At 55.7% G+C, this 17,236-nt stretch carries 13 protein-coding genes; 6 read left to right on the top strand and 7 right to left on the bottom strand.

Annotated elements, in window-relative coordinates:
- Window positions 1–12: 12 nt before the first annotated feature.
- Window positions 13–2,604, bottom strand: a complete 2,592-nt coding sequence (gene glgP, locus RHH27_RS12065; RefSeq protein WP_302677450.1) for an alpha-glucan family phosphorylase — start codon at window positions 2,602–2,604, stop codon at window positions 13–15.
- 38 nt (window positions 2,605–2,642) lie between these two features.
- On the opposite strand from glgP, the gene RHH27_RS12060 reads away from it, so the two are divergent.
- A complete protein-coding gene (locus tag RHH27_RS12060; RefSeq protein ID WP_302678381.1) occupies window positions 2,643–3,770 on the top strand; it encodes a hypothetical protein in 1,128 nt (375 codons plus the stop codon).
- Here RHH27_RS12060 and RHH27_RS12055 read toward each other — a convergent pair.
- Together RHH27_RS12055 and RHH27_RS12050 are read right to left on the bottom strand one after the other, a co-directional pair.
- Window positions 3,674–4,678, bottom strand: a complete 1,005-nt coding sequence (locus RHH27_RS12055; protein ID WP_302678380.1) for an RsmB/NOP family class I SAM-dependent RNA methyltransferase — start codon at window positions 4,676–4,678, stop codon at window positions 3,674–3,676. The genes RHH27_RS12060 and RHH27_RS12055 overlap by 97 nt on opposite strands.
- Window positions 4,656–5,396, bottom strand: coding sequence for a DUF561 domain-containing protein (locus tag RHH27_RS12050; RefSeq protein ID WP_206200330.1), 741 nt, complete (start codon window positions 5,394–5,396; stop codon window positions 4,656–4,658). The genes RHH27_RS12055 and RHH27_RS12050 overlap by 23 nt, the downstream gene beginning before the upstream one ends.
- A 109-nt stretch (window positions 5,397–5,505) precedes the next feature.
- Here RHH27_RS12050 and RHH27_RS12045 point away from each other — a divergent pair, with 109 nt between their 5' ends.
- Window positions 5,506–6,450, top strand: coding sequence for a GTP-binding protein (locus RHH27_RS12045; RefSeq protein ID WP_302678379.1), 945 nt, complete (start codon window positions 5,506–5,508; stop codon window positions 6,448–6,450).
- On the opposite strand, the gene RHH27_RS12040 is transcribed toward RHH27_RS12045, so the two are convergent.
- Complete coding sequence (locus tag RHH27_RS12040) at window positions 6,447–8,036, bottom strand: iron uptake porin (protein WP_302678378.1); 1,590 nt, start codon at window positions 8,034–8,036, stop codon at window positions 6,447–6,449. The genes RHH27_RS12045 and RHH27_RS12040 overlap by 4 nt on opposite strands.
- 136 nt (window positions 8,037–8,172) lie before the next feature.
- Between RHH27_RS12040 and recJ the strand changes: the two genes are divergently transcribed.
- Window positions 8,173–10,461 (top strand): single-stranded-DNA-specific exonuclease RecJ, encoded by a 2,289-nt coding sequence (gene recJ / locus RHH27_RS12035; RefSeq protein WP_310742746.1) that lies wholly within the window; start codon window positions 8,173–8,175, stop codon window positions 10,459–10,461.
- Window positions 10,462–10,480: 19 nt separating this feature from the next.
- Here recJ and psb30 read toward each other — a convergent pair whose 3' ends face one another.
- Window positions 10,481–10,621, bottom strand: a complete 141-nt coding sequence (gene psb30, locus RHH27_RS12030) for a photosystem II reaction center protein Ycf12/Psb30 (RefSeq protein WP_149819710.1) — start codon at window positions 10,619–10,621, stop codon at window positions 10,481–10,483.
- A gap of 153 nt (window positions 10,622–10,774) precedes the next feature.
- Between psb30 and larE the strand changes: the two genes are divergently transcribed.
- Complete coding sequence (gene larE / locus RHH27_RS12025; RefSeq protein WP_302679171.1) at window positions 10,775–11,587, top strand: ATP-dependent sacrificial sulfur transferase LarE; 813 nt, start codon at window positions 10,775–10,777, stop codon at window positions 11,585–11,587.
- On the opposite strand, the gene RHH27_RS12020 is transcribed toward larE, so the two are convergent.
- The gene (locus RHH27_RS12020; protein WP_310745003.1) at window positions 11,559–13,052 is read right to left on the bottom strand and encodes a helicase C-terminal domain-containing protein; all 1,494 of its coding nucleotides are present in this window, start codon (window positions 13,050–13,052) and stop codon (window positions 11,559–11,561) included. The genes larE and RHH27_RS12020 overlap by 29 nt on opposite strands.
- A gap of 20 nt (window positions 13,053–13,072) precedes the next feature.
- The gene (locus RHH27_RS12015) at window positions 13,073–14,566 is read right to left on the bottom strand and encodes a UDP-N-acetylmuramoyl-L-alanyl-D-glutamate--2,6-diaminopimelate ligase (RefSeq protein ID WP_302678375.1); all 1,494 of its coding nucleotides are present in this window, start codon (window positions 14,564–14,566) and stop codon (window positions 13,073–13,075) included.
- Window positions 14,567–14,913: 347 nt separating this feature from the next.
- Between RHH27_RS12015 and RHH27_RS12010 the strand changes: the two genes are divergently transcribed.
- Together RHH27_RS12010 and glmS are read left to right on the top strand one after the other, a co-directional pair.
- On the top strand, window positions 14,914–15,219 hold the full coding sequence (locus tag RHH27_RS12010; protein ID WP_302678374.1) for a hypothetical protein: 306 nt from the start codon (window positions 14,914–14,916) through the stop codon (window positions 15,217–15,219).
- A 39-nt stretch (window positions 15,220–15,258) separates the two neighbouring features.
- Window positions 15,259–17,139 carry a glutamine--fructose-6-phosphate transaminase (isomerizing) gene (gene glmS, locus RHH27_RS12005; RefSeq protein ID WP_302678373.1) on the top strand — a complete coding sequence of 627 codons (1,881 nt, stop codon included), beginning with the start codon at window positions 15,259–15,261 and terminating at the stop codon, window positions 17,137–17,139.
- The last annotated feature ends 97 nt before the right edge of the window (window positions 17,140–17,236 follow it).

Genomic DNA, 17,236 nt, shown 5'->3' with positions numbered 1-17,236 from the left:
CCTGATTCTCTCCTAAGCCCACAAGACCAGTCCCATTTCATAGGGATGACTCAGATAGACGTGGCGCGGTAGCAGTTGGAGGGCAATGCCTTGGTGGCCACTCGTGTCGTAGCTCATCTCGGCGGTGTACAGGCTATAGCCTTCAGGGGTGGTACCCACAAACGTCATCAGGGTAGGACAAGCCTCCTCTAGGGTACCGGCGTCATTCACCCGCCCTTGGAACAAAATCACCTGTACGTCATTGGGGGAGAGCGCACCGAGGGCAATCACAGCTTTGACTTCAACTATTTCATTGACTTCGAGGTTGTGCTCAGCCGAGGTTTCAACACTGATGATCTGAATTGAGTACCAGTGTTCAAAGATATGGGCTTTCCAGCGTGCCAGTTCCTTGGCTGCAGCATAGTTATTTTCCTTGAGCGTAAAGTAGCGATCGCTGGCGGGGAAATAGCCCCGATGGGCATACTCGCGCACCATTCGCGCGGTGTTAAACTGAGGCGTATTGAGAGCAAGGGCTGCCTTCATTTTTTGCACCCAGCCGCGCGGCACCCCATTTTCATCGCGATCGTAAAACAGGGGAATGACATCCCGCTCCAACCGTTCATAGAGCGCATTGGCTTCCACCAGATCTTGATAGTGGCGATCGTCATAGGTTTCGCCGTGGCCAATCGCCCAACCCGTTTTCACATAGTCCGCCTCGTCCCACCAACCGTCCAAGGTACTCAGATTGGGTAAGCCATTCATGGCCGCCTTCATGCCGCTGGTGCCGGAGGCCTCCTGAGGCCGCAAAGGGGTATTCAGCCAAACATCACAGCCTGCCACCATCATTTTCGCCACGTGCATATCGTAATCCGGGATAAAGGCAATGTGGTTGGCCATGCCCTCTTGGCGCGTAAAGTGAATAATTTCCTGAATCAGTTCTTTGCCGGGGTTATCCTTGGGGTGCGCCTTGCCCGCAATCACAAACTGGACAATCGGCCGCCGCTGCTTCGCCCCCGTTTTCACCGGTACTGAGCCCAATAAAATTCGCCGCAGCCGTTCCACATCCCGCAAAAAGAGAGTGGCGCGTTTATAGGTAGCAAAGCGACGGGCAAAGCCAATGGTCAAGGCGGTCGGATCCAGCACTTCTGCCGCTTGCGTCAATTCAGCACTAGAGGCGCCCTGCTCTTCAAGCATCCGTTGTAGGCGCGATCGCACAAACATCACCAACTGATAGCGGCAAATCTCATGGATACGCCACAACTCCTCATCGGGAATACTGCTGACCCGCGACCAGAGGGGATCCGCCAAGGGCGCATCAGACCACTGCGGCCCAAGGTAAATATCCAGCAGGTATTGCAATGGTTCAGAAACGCGACTGCGAGCATGGACGCCATTGGTAATCGAGGTAATCGGCACCTCCGTCGGCGGCAGATTGGGCCACAGGCCTTGGAACATTTGGCGGGAGACTTCACCGTGGAGCGCGCTCACCCCATTGACAAAACTGGCGGTATGAATGGCTAGGTTCGCCATACTAAAGGGTTCTTGAAAAGCCCCCGGATTCACACGGCCAAGGGAGAGAAACTCCTGCTGCGAAAGGTTAAAGGCCTCCGCATAGTGGCCGACATAGTACGTCACCTTATCGGCAGGAAACAGATCAATCCCCGCAGGCACGGGGGTATGGGTGGTAAACAACTGGCTGGCCTTGACCACCTGCAAGGCTTCATCGTAGGTAAGCTGCTCTTCGGTGATCAGTTGACGAATCCGCTCTAGGGACAAAAAGGCCGAGTGCCCCTCATTCATGTGATAGACCGTTGGCCGCAACCCCAAGCTGTGGAGCAGGCGTACTCCCCCAATGCCTAGGAGCATCTCCTGATGGATGCGCAGATCCATATCGCCGCCATAGAGGTAATCGGTGATCTGCTGATCGTAGGCGCTGTTTTCTGGCAGGTTTGTGTCTAAAAGATAAAGGGGAACCCGACCCACCTGAACTTGCCAGATCCGTGCTTGCACGTCCCGATTGGGGTAATCAACCCGGATGCGGAGTTCTTGGCCTTGGGGAGTCGTGACGAGTTTCAGGGGCAGGGTATAAAAATCATTGCTGGGATAGCGTTCCTGCTGCCAGCCATCGGCACTGAGGTACTGCGAAAAGTAGCCCTTTTGATAGAGCAGCCCCACCCCCACCAAAGGGAGTCCCAAGTCACTAGCAGATTTGAGGTGATCCCCTGCCAACACCCCCAACCCCCCAGAATAGATCGGCAGGCACTCTGTCAAGCCAAATTCAAGGGAAAAATAGGCAATACACTCGCCGGGAGGCGCGTCCGTGCGCGTTTGCTGGTACCACGTCTGCACAGGCTGGGCATATTCTTGAAATTGGCTGATCACCCGCTCCATCTGTGCCAAAAAGCCGTTGTCGGCCGCCGCATCCAAGAGGCGATCTTGGCGAATACGTCCCAACAGGGCGACGGGATTGTGGTTGGTTTGCTCCCACAGTTCTGGGTCGAGACGGCGAAAGAGGGCGATCGCCTCCGTGTTCCACGTCCAGTAGAGGTTGTAGGCCAGTTCCCGCAGGGGTTCCAAACGTTGCGGCAGGTGAGGACGAACGTTAAACGTGCGGATGGGCTTCATAGGAGCTGCCAGTGTCGTCGTTTCTATCTTAATTTCCTATGCGCTTTGAGTATGATTTGCTGATTGTGGCGGCGAGTCCTTTGGCATTGGACATTGCCTATCGGTGTGCGGCCTTGGGGCGGATTGGCCTAGTGATCCCAGCCGCTGATGCGCAGTGGCAATGGCAGTGGCAACGCTGGTGGCTGTCGCAGTTTCCCCCTCAAAGATTGGATACTCAGCAGTGGCAGCACTTTCAAGCCCACCTCAGCCACGGACAGCGTCGCTATGCCCCTAGGGTCTTGGAATTGGTGGGGGTCGATGTGATCACAGGGGCGGGGGAATTTGTCTGGCAGCCCCGCTGTCATTTTCAGGTGGGGGGCGATCGCCTCTATGCGCGAGGCTATTTCCTCCTTGATGCGCCTGCGGCAATGGATGCTCAGGATATGGACGCCCTCAGCAGGATTGAGCTGGCCTGTTGGCACCACTGGTCTGGCAAAGCCTCGCATCCCGATGCACAAGGTCTGCCGCTTGTGGCCACAGAAGATGCGTGGTTCAACGATCGCCTGCATGCTGCCCTGAGTGGCCTCGGTCTAGGGGTTCCCCCACTGGGAAGGCGCAAAGCCCCCGATCCAACTCCTTTGAACCTGCACCGCCTCCAGCGAGATGCTCAAGGGTGGCTGCGGATCAATTCCCAAGGGCGCACCAGTCATCCCCAAGTCTATGCCTGTGGCGGTTGGCAGCGGGGGTACCATTTGCCTTCCCTGACCTACTTTGAGGCCTTTGCGATCGCCCGCCAGATTTTACAGCGAAAATCCCTGCCCCTTGATTACTACCGTCAACCGTGGTGGATTGCCCTACCTGTTCCCATTGCCCGCGTCGGTTGGAATGCGCGGCAAGCCCAGCAACGCCTCAGGGAACCCGTTCAACTGTGGGAGATTCAGCAGTTTAGTTCCGAGGGTCAGAGCTTGGGTCAAGTGGTGATCAACCGCCAAGGACAACTGCTGGGAGCTACCTTAATGGGTCAGGACGCGATCGCCGGTAGTCGCATTTTCGGGCGGTGTTTAGATCAAAATGCCGTTGCTGCCATTACCTATGCCGGTTGGGAATTCGATTGCCAGCGCCAGCGATCGCCCAAGGCGCAACCTTCAGCCAATTGCGGTAAAGGATTGGCTTCCCCAGACCCCTGATGCTGCCAGAGGATCGTAAAGGCGCCCGCTCCTTCCCCTTGGTGGGGCCACAGCCGATAGCAGGGAAAGGCTGCTAGATGGGATTGATAGGCCGCTAGTGCCGCCACAGGTTGAGGAACCCACTGCGGAAACCTTGCCATCAGCCAAGCCGCCACATCCTCATTTTCATCCTGACTAAAGGTGCAGGTGCTATAGAGCAACCATCCCCCCGGGCGCACCAAGGCTGTTGCAGTTGCGAGAATGCGTTTTTGCCGCCGTTGGTTGTGGCGAATCGTCAATGGATGGAAACACCCTTCAGCTTTTTGCCCCTTGGCCAGCAGCGATTGCCCAGAGCAGGGAGCATCCACAATCACCACATCAGCAGCGCCTTGGAACTCAGCAGCCAGCACTTCACTATCCCAAGCGGTGACGCCCACTGGATGCACTCGACAGCGTTTGAGATTGCTAATCAGCATCCCCACCCGTTTGCCAATGGTTTCATTACAGATGAGGTAGCGGGGTTGCAGCGATCGCCACGCAAAGAGGCTCTTGCCGCCGGGCGCCGCACACACATCAATCACCAATGACGGCTCTTGGGGCAGCGTCAGCAGCGGAACCGCCGCAAACACCGATGAGCTATCCAAGCAATAATAAGCCCCGGCCTCATGGAGAGGGTGTTGACCGGTACGGCTGCCGGGGGCAAAGCGACTCACCCAAGGGGGCTGCCAAGAAAGTGGCGGCAATGGCTCAAAGGGTAAGGGAGACGCTGGCTCGCGACACCACAGCACCGTGGCAGGGTAGGGCGGGGGAGTGGTGAGAGCCTCTAAAAAACGCTCCCGATCGCCGGCAGTCTCAAAGAGACGGTTAGCACAGGCCACAGCCAATCGGGAGAGCTTCACCACAGGCTTAGCGGTGGAGGGCGATGGCACCTTTGACTGCTTCGGCGAGGGCACGCACACTGGCCACCATGGCCACTTCACTATTGAGTTGGTTGACGGCAGAGCCGACCCCGACACCCGCAGCCCCAGCAGCGATCGCCAAGGGAATCGTCACTGTCGAAAGCCCCGAAGCACACAGCACCGGCACCGCAACGGCGCGGGAAATTTCGTAGGTTGCCGCCAATGTCGGGGCTGCTTTTTCAATGAGACCCAACGTGCCACTGTGGTGGGGTTGGCTACTGGTTCCCCCTTCGGTTTGAATGACATCGGCGCCGGCGGCCACCAAGGCCTCAGCGAGGGCAACCTGTTGATCCAAGGGCAGCGTGTGGGGCACTGTGACCGACAGCATGATTTGGGGCAACAACTCGCGCGTTTGGCGCGTCAATACCAGCACTTCCTCAGCGCTAAACACCCGCCCTTGGGCGTAGAAGCTATCGTAGTTGCCGATTTCCACCAGATCGGCACCAGCAGCAACGGCATTTAGCAGTTGTAATGGCTCCACCGCAGACACACAGACCGGCAGTGTCGTCAGTTCCTTGGCAAGGCGCACCAGCTCAGGGTCGGCAGCAATATCCACAAAAGTGGCACCCCCCTGATCGGCAGCAGTCACCACCGCCCGCACGCGATCGCGATCAAAATTGTTGAGGCCACTAATAATCTTGAGAACAGAACGCTGCTCAAAGGCAGCGGCTAAACGCGGATGCAGCATAGACTTGAAACTTTCCGTAGTTGTGCATTTTTTTATCCTACAGCCCTTTTCACAACGACTGTAACGGATATTTGATAGGCTCAAAGAGTCTCTAGCTGTTGTCCAGCCTATGACCGTTCCCGTTACAGTGCTCACTGGCTACTTGGGTGCCGGTAAAACCACACTCCTCAATCGCATTCTCACCCACGAACACGGCAAGAAGGTCGCTGTGATTGTCAACGAGTTTGGCGAAGTGGGCATTGATCATCAACTGGTGGTCAATACCGATGAAGAAATTTTCGAGATGAATAATGGCTGCATTTGCTGTACGGTGCGCGGCGACTTGATCCGTATCATTGGCAACCTGATGAAGCGGCGGCACAAGTTTGATCACCTTGTTATTGAAACCACGGGGCTTGCCGATCCCGCACCCGTCATTCAAACCTTCTTCATGGATGAGGACATCCGCAGCCAAACTCACCTAGATGCCGTGATTACCGTGGTGGATGCCAAGCACATTCACTACCACTGGCAAGCGGACGAAGCCCAAGAGCAAATTGCCTTTGCCGATGTGATTTTGCTCAATAAGACGGATTTGGTGAGCGAAGCAGACCTCGCCCAGTTGCGCGATCGCATTCATGCCATGAACCCCTTGGCCAAAGTGTATTGCACCCAGCAGGCCGCCATCCCCATGGAGCACATCCTCGATGTGGGGGGCTTTGACCTTGAGCGAGCCCTCGAACTCGACCCAGACTTTCTTGGCGCAGATCACCATGAACACGATGAATCTGTGGGTTCTGTGGCCATTGTTGCTGAGGGCAAATTGGATGGCGCTAAGCTGCAAACGTGGCTGAGCCAGTTGCTGCAAACCCAAGGCCCCGATATTTTCCGCATGAAGGGGATTTTGCACCTCGCGGAGCAGCCCCAGCCCTTTGTTTTTCAGGGGGTGCATATGCTCTTTGATGGTCGTCCCCTCGATCGCCCCCTTGGCCATCAGCGCAATGAACTCATCTTTATTGGCCGTAACCTTGATGAGCACCAGCTCCGCCAAGCCTTTAGGGCGTGTCTGATTTAGAAACTAAACGTGGTGCGGATCAACCCTTGGAAAATGGGGCTATTGGTAGCGCTATTGTTGGCATTGGTGATTGCCATAAACACAGGCGTAATTGAGATATTGTCGCTGAGGGGATAGCGGAAAAAGAGTTCATAGTTGGTTTGGGTAGCATCATTGATCCCGGGTTGTGATGCCAACGAGTTAATAAAGGGCTGACCCAGCGCCGCTGCTAGCAATGATCCTTCCGCCAACAAGTCCCGATAGGCCAAACCCGCCATCCATGTTTGCGCAGTGGTCTTCACTTGGCCACCAGCGGGAATGACAAAGACCCCCGGATCCACAGTAAATGGCCCCAAGCCATTAATCGTTGCTCCATCGCCATAGAGTTTCATATCGGAGTAAGCATAGCGGCCAAAGAGGCCAAACTTACCGAGGGTGAGTTCCACATTGACACCGCCGGCATTCTGGGAAATATTCAGGGTTGAGGAGTTGGTATATTGCAGGCGCACCGCAAAGTTGTTCCGTTCATTGGCACCAAAGGCACGGGCAAACTCCAGTTCCACGGTTCCCTGATAGGGATCGCCAAAAAGACCTCCTCCCGTAGGGATACCCGTCGGTGCTCCCGCTGCAGCGGCCACATAAACACCGCGCAGTGTGAAGAATCCGCCTCCCGGATTCCATTCAATACTGACACCCGCCCCACCGGGATCATTGACGGCGTAGGGCACAATCAGCGGGTTGTTGATAAAGAAATTGGAACTAAAATCCGTGAAAGAATCGTTGGCATAGCTATTGGTATCCACAATATCACTGGGATAAAATTGCGGCCCAACACCAATCGTTAAATCCTCTGTGGGCTTGAAGCTGTAGAACAGTCGAGATAATTCCACATTTGCGCCAACGCCACTGTAATCGGCAGCGCCACCGGCAATCAAGCCGTCAGTACCAATCCCCGTTGCCCCAAACGTATCTAACCCGTTGTTACCCACTTCGAGGGTCGTGGTCAGTAAATCCGTACCGCGAAAACTGGTATTGAGGTTAATCTCCACCTTGCTAATCACCGTCGGATTGTAGCTGCCCCCAGTGAACGTATTCCCAGAGATGGGGTCAACGACTTGGCGAGTATTGCCACCGGCTTGAAAGGCCATCACGGCATCCACAGAGAGCTTGGTGGTTGTTGAAAATTGCGTGGCCTCCAGAGTAGCAGTACGGGCTTCGAGGTTGTCCACCCGTCCGCGTAGGGTGGCCAGTTCGGCGGCAAACTCCTCCCTAAGCCGTTGCAAGGTGGCTAAATCTTCCTTGGTGGCAAAGCGATCGCTAATCACATCCAAGCAGGCATTCAAAGCAGCCGCCATTTCAAACCGCGTCAGGGCACGGTTGCCCCGAAAGGTGCCATCGGGATAGCCAGCAATACAGCCGTACTTTTCCACAAGGGACGCAAGGGCTTGATAGGCCCAATCGGTGGGGCGCACGTCAGACAGTTGGGAGACAGAGGTCACCTGTCCGATGCTGGCGGGAGCGGGCATCCTAGGTTCAGCAACAGCGGCTGGACTGAGTAGTGCAAGGTGAATGGCAGCCACCATAACCGTTGTTAGGGATTTTTCCATCACTGACCTCCTTACCTCACACCAAGACACGGCCTCGGGAATTCACCAAGGCTAAATGAGAATGGTAACGATTATTATTCTATTTTTTCGGTCTGTCAACCGAAGCCACGCTCAAGTTAGCATTGGGGTTATCGCTTTGCCTATCTCCCCCCGCCGCATTATGGGTGCCCTTCCCCAGCAACGTTGGCTCTTGCCACCCATTGATCTCGAGTCTTGTGACGCCTTGAGGCAGGCCTTGGGTTGCCCCGCATCACTAGCGGAAATTTATCTGCGGCGGGGTCTGACGACTCCAGAAGCGGTACAGGCCTTTCTCGAGCCGGAAACTCTAGCGCTACCGCCACCGCAAACGGTCTTTCCCGACCTTGATCTGGCAGTGGAACTCCTGCAGCAGGCGATCGCCCGCGGTGACAAAATGACCATTTGTGGCGATTACGATGCTGATGGCATGACCAGTACCGCTCTGCTGTTGCGTGCGCTGCGCCATTTGGGAGCCGACATTGACTATGAAATTCCCTCCCGCATGCAGGAAGGCTACGGCATTAATGAGCGGATTGTTCAAGACTGCTACGAGCGCGGTGTGAAACTGATTCTCACCGTGGACAACGGCATTGCTGCCCACCAGCCCATTCTCAAGGCACGGGAACTGGGGCTGACGGTGATTGTGACGGATCACCACGATGTGCCGGAGCAACTGCCCCCTGCCCATGCCATTCTCAATCCGAAACTGGTGCCGCCAACATCCCCTTACCATACCCTCGCTGGGGTGGGGATGGCCTATATCCTTGCTCTGTCCCTAGCACAGCGACTGGGCAACTGGCGGGAACTGGTGCGGCCTTTGCGGGAACTGTGTACCCTAGGCACGATCGCGGATTTGGCGCCCTTGATGGGGGTGAATCGCCGCTGGGTCAAGCAGGGGTTACAAACAATTCCCACCTCTTCTCTTGTGGGGGTGCAAGCGCTGATGCAGATGGCGGGTTGTTTGCCAGCCCAGAATACCGCCCTCAAGCCCACAGCGGTAGGGTTTCGGCTGGGACCACGCATCAATGCCATTGGCCGCATTGGTGATCCCCAAGTGGTGATTGACCTGCTGACCACCGAGGATCCGCAGCGTGCTCAGGAACTGGCAGCCCTGTGTGAGGAAACCAACCGTCGCCGTCAGGAACTCTGTGCTGAGATTGAGAGACAGGCGATCGCCCACCTTGAAGAGACGGGCTTTGATCCCCAACAGGAGTGGGTCTTAGTGATCGTCCAGCCCGACTGGCACCATGGGGTCATTGGCATTGTTGCCTCGCGGCTCGTGGAGCGCTACGGCGTACCGGTGTTTATTGGCACCTATGAAGATGAGACAACCATTCGCGGCTCAATTCGCAGCATTCCCGAATTCCATGTCTTTGAGGCCCTTGAAGCGACCAAGGATCTGCTCTTGAAATATGGCGGTCATAGGGCAGCCGGGGGGTTTAGCCTACGGGCAGAGCATTTAGCGACTTGGCGCGATCGCCTGCGAGCCTTTGCCCAAACCTGTCTCAAACCAGAGGATCTGCGTCCCCTTGTTACCCTTGATGCCGAAGTCTCCTTTGAGCAGCTGACGTGGGACTTCTATACCCAAGTGGAGCAACTGCAACCCTTTGGCAGTGAGAATCCGCAGCCAATTTTCTGTAGTCGCGGGGTCAAGATTCTCGAACAAGCACCCATGGGTCAGCAGCGGGAACATCTGCAACTCACCCTAGAGCAGAATGGGCAGCAGATGACCGCTAAGGCTTGGCGCTGGGGACAATTTTTTCCGTTGCCCACCACGGTCGATATTGCCTATCACCTCACAGCCCACACTTGGAATGGCGAAACCCAGTTGGAACTCGAACTCAAGGGGGTCAAACCCTCACTGGCGTGGTACGTCCCTAATCCGCCCAGTCACCCGCTTCCCCATTGGCAACCCCTACCGCCTTTGACAACGCTCCTGCCGCAGTTGCGGGACAATGTCTTGCTCTATGGCTATGGCCGCCCTGAGGTTCCCCCGAACTTAACCACAGCAGCCATTCACTACGATCGCCCCCGCGATCGCTGTCGCACCCTCATTCTCTGGTCACTGCCGCCCTCTGCCACCCACTTGCGTTGGCTCTTGGCCATTGCCCAACCAGAAATGGTCTATGTAGGGTGCCAACGACCGGCGATCGCTCCGCTGACAACCCTCATCCTCTCAATTCAAAATGACCTCAAAGAACAGACTAAGGTGAATCTTTTAGCCTTGAGTCAAACCTATTGGATTGCTCCCTGTACGCTTGTAGCGATCCTGCGCCATTTGGGCTATGGCTGTGAAGGATTTACTCCCACCCTGAGCATTACCGCAGAACTAACACGATTGCAACGCTGGTATCAGCTGCAAGCTAAGGATTTGGCACGGCTAGCGCAAAGGTGGGAGACTTCCTAATTCTTGGCAAAACAATGGCCTACAAATTGCCGCGCCGCACAGCCAATAGGAAGATAATTGCCGGCCCTGCAATGCCAATCATGGCAATCATGGTCAGTTGGGCAATCACTTCAAAGTTGATATTGCTAAGAAACTCAATAATGCCATTGAAAATTCCCATAGGTTCTCCCGAGCAATCAGCGGTTATTAGTTCGTGATTTTATTGTAGAGCAGGGGGGAGCACTCGCAGCATTTGCTTAATGGGCGCTTGAGCTTGCTGCGTCTATCCCTAAGCTACACTGTAGGAGCAGAATTCTCGGAACATTGGTCGGTGATGGGCGTGGACAAACTAGCGGCCTTACGGGATCTCATTGGCGAACTCGATCAAGCCTTGATTGCCTACTCTGGCGGCATTGATAGTACGCTTGTGGCCAAAGTTGCTCAGGATGTCTTGGGCGATCGCGCGGTGGCAGTCACGGCGGTGTCCCCCTCGCTCTTTCCAGCGGATCTAGAGGATGCCCGCATTCAGGCGGCGGCCATCGGCATTCGCCATGAACTCATTGAAACCCATGAACTGGACAATCCCAACTACGCCACGAACCCGGTGAATCGCTGTTATTTCTGCAAAAGTGAACTCCACGATCGCCTGCGGGAACTGGCACAGGCGTGGGGCTATGACTACATTCTCGATGGTGTAAATGCTGATGACCTCCAAGACTATCGCCCCGGCATTGCTGCGGCCAAAGAGCGGGGGGTGCGATCGCCCCTTGCCGAGGTGGGGATTACCAAGCTAGAGGTGCGCGAAATTGCCAAATCCTTGGGTCTGCCGTGGTGGAATAAACCTGCTCAACCCTGCCTGAGTTCGCGCTTTCCCTACGGTGAGGAAATTACCCTTGCCAAGCTGCAACGGGTGGGCCATGCCGAATACTACCTGCGCAAGCAGGGCTGGGAACTGTGCCGCGTCCGCAGTCATGGCGATACGGCGCGCATTGAGGTGCCCCAAGCGCAGATTGCCCACTTTGTGACGATGACGGATCTGGAGAAGCTGGTGAACCACTTTCAGTCCCTTGGCTTTACCTATGTCACCTTGGATCTGGAGGGCTTTCGCAGTGGCAAGCTCAACGCCGTGATCGGGCGCGATCGCTAACGCGGTTGTAGGGACTGAGACTCTGGAGAATTTCCCGGCCATAGCTGCGCTCCGTGAGCCGCCGATCCAAAATCGCCACCAACGTTTCATCCTGACGCACAGGGGCAAGGGCGCGATCCAATATCGTCAAGCACTCTGGCAAGAGATACTGGCGAAACCAATCCTGTTTTTGCTGCTTGTGCCATTCAATGCGGGCACTTACCACCGCTTTTTCCGGCGAGGGCAAGGGCAGTGTGGTCAAGACAAACAGCGCCGGGCAAGGCAACTGCGCCCCATGACGCAGCCAAAAGGCTTCCCCCGTCACTAAAATCGTGTTCGTATCAAGGGTTGGCGTCTCCACCTGTACCCGTGAACCGTAGAGGGCAGCCAATTGGGTGGCCAACTGTTCCCGCAGCGGCACATCACTCACAAGGATCACCGCCCGCCGATGGCCAATCGTGCCAATGAGATCGTAGAGACGCCGCAGGACGGCTGGGGCAAATTCCGGGGTGTTGGGGAGAGGTAAGTCTTCGGAGATCGCAAGGGTAATCGCTTCACTGTGGCGATCGCTGGCAAATTTAATCGTCGTTTGGGGCGGAATCCCTAGTTCCTGCTGCACATAGGCTAGAGGGGAGTCTGTATCGGGGCCGCTGCCGATGAGGACAAAAGGCGCTTGCGACCAAAGATCCTTAAAATAGGCGCGGAAACTGAGGGGGTGTCCTTGGAGGCTGAAGTACCCCACCGTGGGGTGGCGCCGTCCCCAAATCACCGTGTCACTGCGGTTGAGGTAGTCCCGCAATTGCGACCATTGGGGAGGCAGCGCCTGCGGCCATTGATGCAGGAGTTCAAGGAGCGGTTGCTGTTCTGTAGGGGTGAGCAGATAGTCGCCGTAGGGATTCTGAGGCCGCTGAAAGAGGTGCTGCACCAACTGGGCATAGACTTGGCGAATCGCACCAACGGCGCTGGGAATCGCGAGTTTCAGGTGCTCCCAATCGCTGGTGGTAATGGTGCAGGTCATCTGCTGCTGGGCAATTTGGGGCAAGGCTTCAATGCCATCAATGATCGTGACAACGTTGGGATGGGCGGTGGCGTGGCGACACCAGTCCTCGAGGCTCATTACAAGCACCCCCTCAAAGGCTGGCTGCGGGTACGGGCTATGCTGAATCGGTTTCGCAACCGCAAGGAAGGTGAGGAGTTCAGGAATTTCTTGGTGCAGTAGTCGTGTCAGTCGCTCTTGGGGGACGACGAGCAGGGCAGGTTCAGGATACAACAGCAGCGGCAGCAGATAACTCAGGCCATAGCGATGTTGCAACACTGCCCGCTGAGTGACTTGAAGTAAACACCCCCGCTGCAGCCGTAGGGCACGGGCAACCAGCCGCGCCAAGGTGAGATGGTGAGGCCACCGGCGATCGCCACTGCTGCGTAAAAATGCCCGTAATTGGCGGTGAACCTCTGCCTCAATCACAATCTGCTCGCTGTGGAACAACAATCCCCTATTGTGGCACGTTAGCCTTGATTCAGTTGTTGTTTGCGTCGCTGTTCGAGGGCAGTACGGGCTTCCTCGCGATCGTCGAAGTGAACTTTTTCAGTGCCCAGAATTTGGTAGTCCTCATGACCTTTGCCAGCAATGATCACGCCATCACCCGGCGCTGCCCTCAGAATGGCTTGCAGAATCGCTTGACGGCGATCGGCCTCAACGATCAGCGGCGTTTGCGGTGGGATACCGGCAAGGATGTCATCAAGAATGCGGCGGGGATCCTCGGTGCGCGGGTTATCGGATGTCACCACCACTTGATCCGCAAGGCGAGCGGCAATGGCTCCCATCTGGGGACGCTTGGTACGATCGCGATCGCCCCCACAACCAAAGACACAGATTAGCTTACCGGGAATAAAGGGACGGGCAGCTTTTAACAAGTTCTCAAGGCTATCGGGGGTATGGGCATAATCCACAAGAACCGTAATCTCTTGGTCTGGGCTAATGCGCACCTGCTCCATCCGCCCCGGTACCCCCGCAAAGTCACGAATCGCCTTCAGCATCGATTCTAGGGGGAGTCCTACCGCTGCCCCCATGGCGATCGCCGCCAGCACATTGGCCACATTAAACTGTCCCACCAACGGCGAGTCTAGGGTGCCGCTACCGATAGGGGTATGAACCGTGCCCGTCACGCCATTGACACGATAGGTGAGATGCTCAGCCCGAAAATCGGCATCTTCGCTGAGGCCATAGGTCCAGTAGCGATCGCGCGGCAACTGTTGAGCCAGTCGCTGGCCAAAGGGATCATCGCCATTGAGAATTGCTCGACCCTTGAGATAGTCAGCAGTAAAGAGCTTGGCCTTAGCGGCAAAATAGTCCTCCAGATCGCGGTGATAATCCAGATGATCTTGGGTCAAGTTGGTAAAAGCCGCCACCTCAAACTGACAGCCCCACACCCGATCCTGCGCCAAGGCATGGGAACTCACCTCCATCACCCCAAACCGACAGCCCGCTGCGACTGCTGCCGCTAATTGTTCCTGAAGGGTCACCGCAAAGGGCGTGGTATGACTGGCAATCTCACAGTGTCCCGGCCAGCGACTGTAGAGCGTTCCCAAGAGTGCCGTTGGATAGCCCACACTGTTGAGGAGATGTTCCACCAAGTGGGTGGTGGTTGTTTTGCCGTTGGTACCCGTAACCCCTAGCAGGCTGAGATGCTGGCTGGGGTAATGATAAAAAGCAGCCGCGAGCCGACCACAGGCACGCTCAATATCGGGCGCCACAATCACACAGGCATCTCCCTCACGGGGTTTGGCTTGCGGAGACACCACAGCCGCGATCGCCCCAGCTGCCAAGGCACTTGGCCAAAAATTGCCCCCATTCACCCGCGTGCCAGGCATGCCAATAAACAACGAGCCACGCTGACACTCCCAAGAATTCGTACTCAGGGACTTCACCTCTTGATCGAGGGCAGGATGCTCAAAACTCGGCGTAATCTCTGCCGCCGTCAGGAGTTCCCGTAGGTTCATGGCTGTGCATCTCCAGTGATAGGCCGTTTAGGGTATTGTGGCACTACGGCACTTGGCTGTAAAAGATACGGCAATGAACGACCCCACTGTATGGATGAGGAATTCTGCGAGAGGAGATGCAGCCTAGGCACGTACCAGTTTGTGAAGTGTCTTGAGTTGCACTGAAAGCGCATGGACCCTAGCGGATTGGCGTAATTGCTCAACACAGCAGGTGACGGGAGTTACAGGCTGTCCCCCTAGCATCCTGTGACAATTTTTGCCCAAAGCTTGCCTTTTGTTAAAATTCCGATAATCTAGTTCATAAAAATCCGAATAATAACATGTCATTAAGGTGTGGGTGTTGGGTGATGAGTGAGTGGCACAAAACAGACTGGAACATGGATGATCAAGAATGGCAAGCGATCGCCAATTCTCGCCGCCAGATTGAAACCTCTTGGCACAGGACAATTCACCGCGTTCAGGTTCCCTCCAGAACCGCCTCGAAACCCTTAGACGCGATCACCATGCCAGCAGTTTCCCATCCGCGTTCGATTCAACCCATTGGTATTCAACCGTGGCAAGCCGAATTCACCAAAGAACGCTTTGCCTCCCGTTCGCGACTCCCCCTCAAACGGTCACAGGTGGAACTGCCGCAATTTGCCAGCCGTCGTTAGAGCACTCCTCTTTCTCTCAGCTTACGAGGTCTATCAATTATGTGTGGCATTGTTGGTTATATTGGCCCACAGCGAGCAACCCAAGTCCTGCTTCAGGGGCTGCAAAAGCTGGAATATCGGGGCTATGATTCCGCTGGCATTGCCACCCTCAATGAGGGCGAACTCCTCTGTGTGCGCGCCAAGGGCAAACTCCACAACTTAGCCGAAAAAGTTGAACAGCTCGACATTGTTGCCCATGTTGGCATTGGCCACACCCGTTGGGCGACCCACGGTAAACCAGAGGAACACAATGCCCACCCTCATCGCGACAGCCGCGATCGCCTAGCCGTGGTGCAAAATGGCATCATTGAAAACTACCGTGAACTGCGGGAGCAACTCCAAGCGCGGGGGCACATTTTCCGCTCCGAAACCGATACAGAAGTCATTCCCCACCTGATTGCCGAAGCGTTGCCTGAGACCCCCACCGCCAATGGCCTCCTAGAAGCGGTGCGTCAAGCTGTGCATCAATTGGAAGGGGCGTTTGCGATCGCCGTTATCTGTGCAGATTATCCCGATGAATTGATCGTGGCCCGGCAGCAAGCTCCTCTTGTGATTGGTTTTGGCCAAGGGGAATTCTTCTGCGCCTCCGATACCCCAGCGATCATTCCCTATACCCGTGCTGTATTGCCGCTGGAAAATGGCGAACTGGCTCGGTTGACGCCCACAGGGGTTGAAGTCTATGACTTTGCGGGACATCGCCTACGCAAAACCCCTCGCACCCTCAACTGGAACCCCGTCATGGTGGAGAAGCAGGGCTTTAAGCACTACATGCTCAAGGAAATCTATGAGCAGCCGGGGGTGGTGCGCACCTGTTTAGAGGACTATTTGCGAGCCGATTGGGATGAGAACAGTTCCTTTAGCCCGGTGCAGTTGCACCTAGACCCCAGCCTCCTCGAAAATCTGCAGCACATTCAAATTGTTGCCTGTGGCACCAGTTGGCACGCCAGCCTTGTGGGCAAATATCTTCTTGAGCAAATCGCCCAGATTCCCACCAGTGTGCAATATGCCTCAGAGTTTCGCTACGCGCCGCCGCCCCTGCTACCCCATACCCTGACCATTGGTGTCACCCAGTCTGGGGAAACAGCGGATACCCTTGCCGCTCTAGAGATGGAGCTAAAACGCCGCCAAGGACTCGCGGGCGCTCTCCAACCTCGTTTGCTGGGGATTACCAATCGCCCAGAAAGTAGTCTTGGGCATCTGGTGCCCCACATTATTGATACCCGTGCCGGTATTGAAATTGGCGTAGCCGCCACAAAAACATTCGTTGCCCAGTTGATGGCCTTCTATCTGCTGACCCTAGAATTGACATGGCAGCGGCAGTCTTGCGATCGCTCCCGCTTGGCGGAACTCGTCACTGGCTTGCGCCAATTGCCTGCCCAGATGGAGCAAATTTTAGAAAGCCAAGAACGCTATATTGAAGCTCTCTCCCATGACTTTTCCGAGACCCAAGACTTTATCTTTTTGGGACGCGGCATCAACTTTCCCATTGCCCTCGAAGGTGCCCTCAAACTCAAGGAAATTAGCTATATCCATGCCGAGGGGTATCCTGCCGGTGAGATGAAACATGGCCCGATCGCCCTCCTCGATGCCAAAGTACCGGTGGTCACGATCGCCATGCCCGGCAGTGTCTTTGAGAAAGTCCTCTCCAATGCCCAAGAAGCCCGTGCCCGCGATGCCCGCCTCATTGGTGTCACCCCCCTCGACGGGGTCGAAGCCCAGCACACCTTCGATAACCTTTTACCTGTACCCGAGGTCGATGAGCTTCTCTCCCCCATCCTGACGGTGATCCCCCTGCAACTGTTGGCGTATCACATTGCTGCCCGCCGTGGCTTAGATGTCGATCAACCCCGCAACCTCGCCAAGTCAGTAACCGTTGAATAACCTTGTATTACACCGACGGCAATGCCAATAACTAATAAAAGATAAAAGACCACATAGAAAAACTTGTGGTTCTGCTCCTAGGGGGTACTTAATTTTT

It is taken from the genome of Thermosynechococcus sp. PP555, assembly GCF_031583225.1.
Lineage (GTDB): Bacteria > Cyanobacteriota > Cyanobacteriia > Thermosynechococcales > Thermosynechococcaceae > Thermosynechococcus.
Note: the sequence above shows the minus strand (reverse complement) of the source record. Positions and strands in the feature narration are given on the sequence as shown.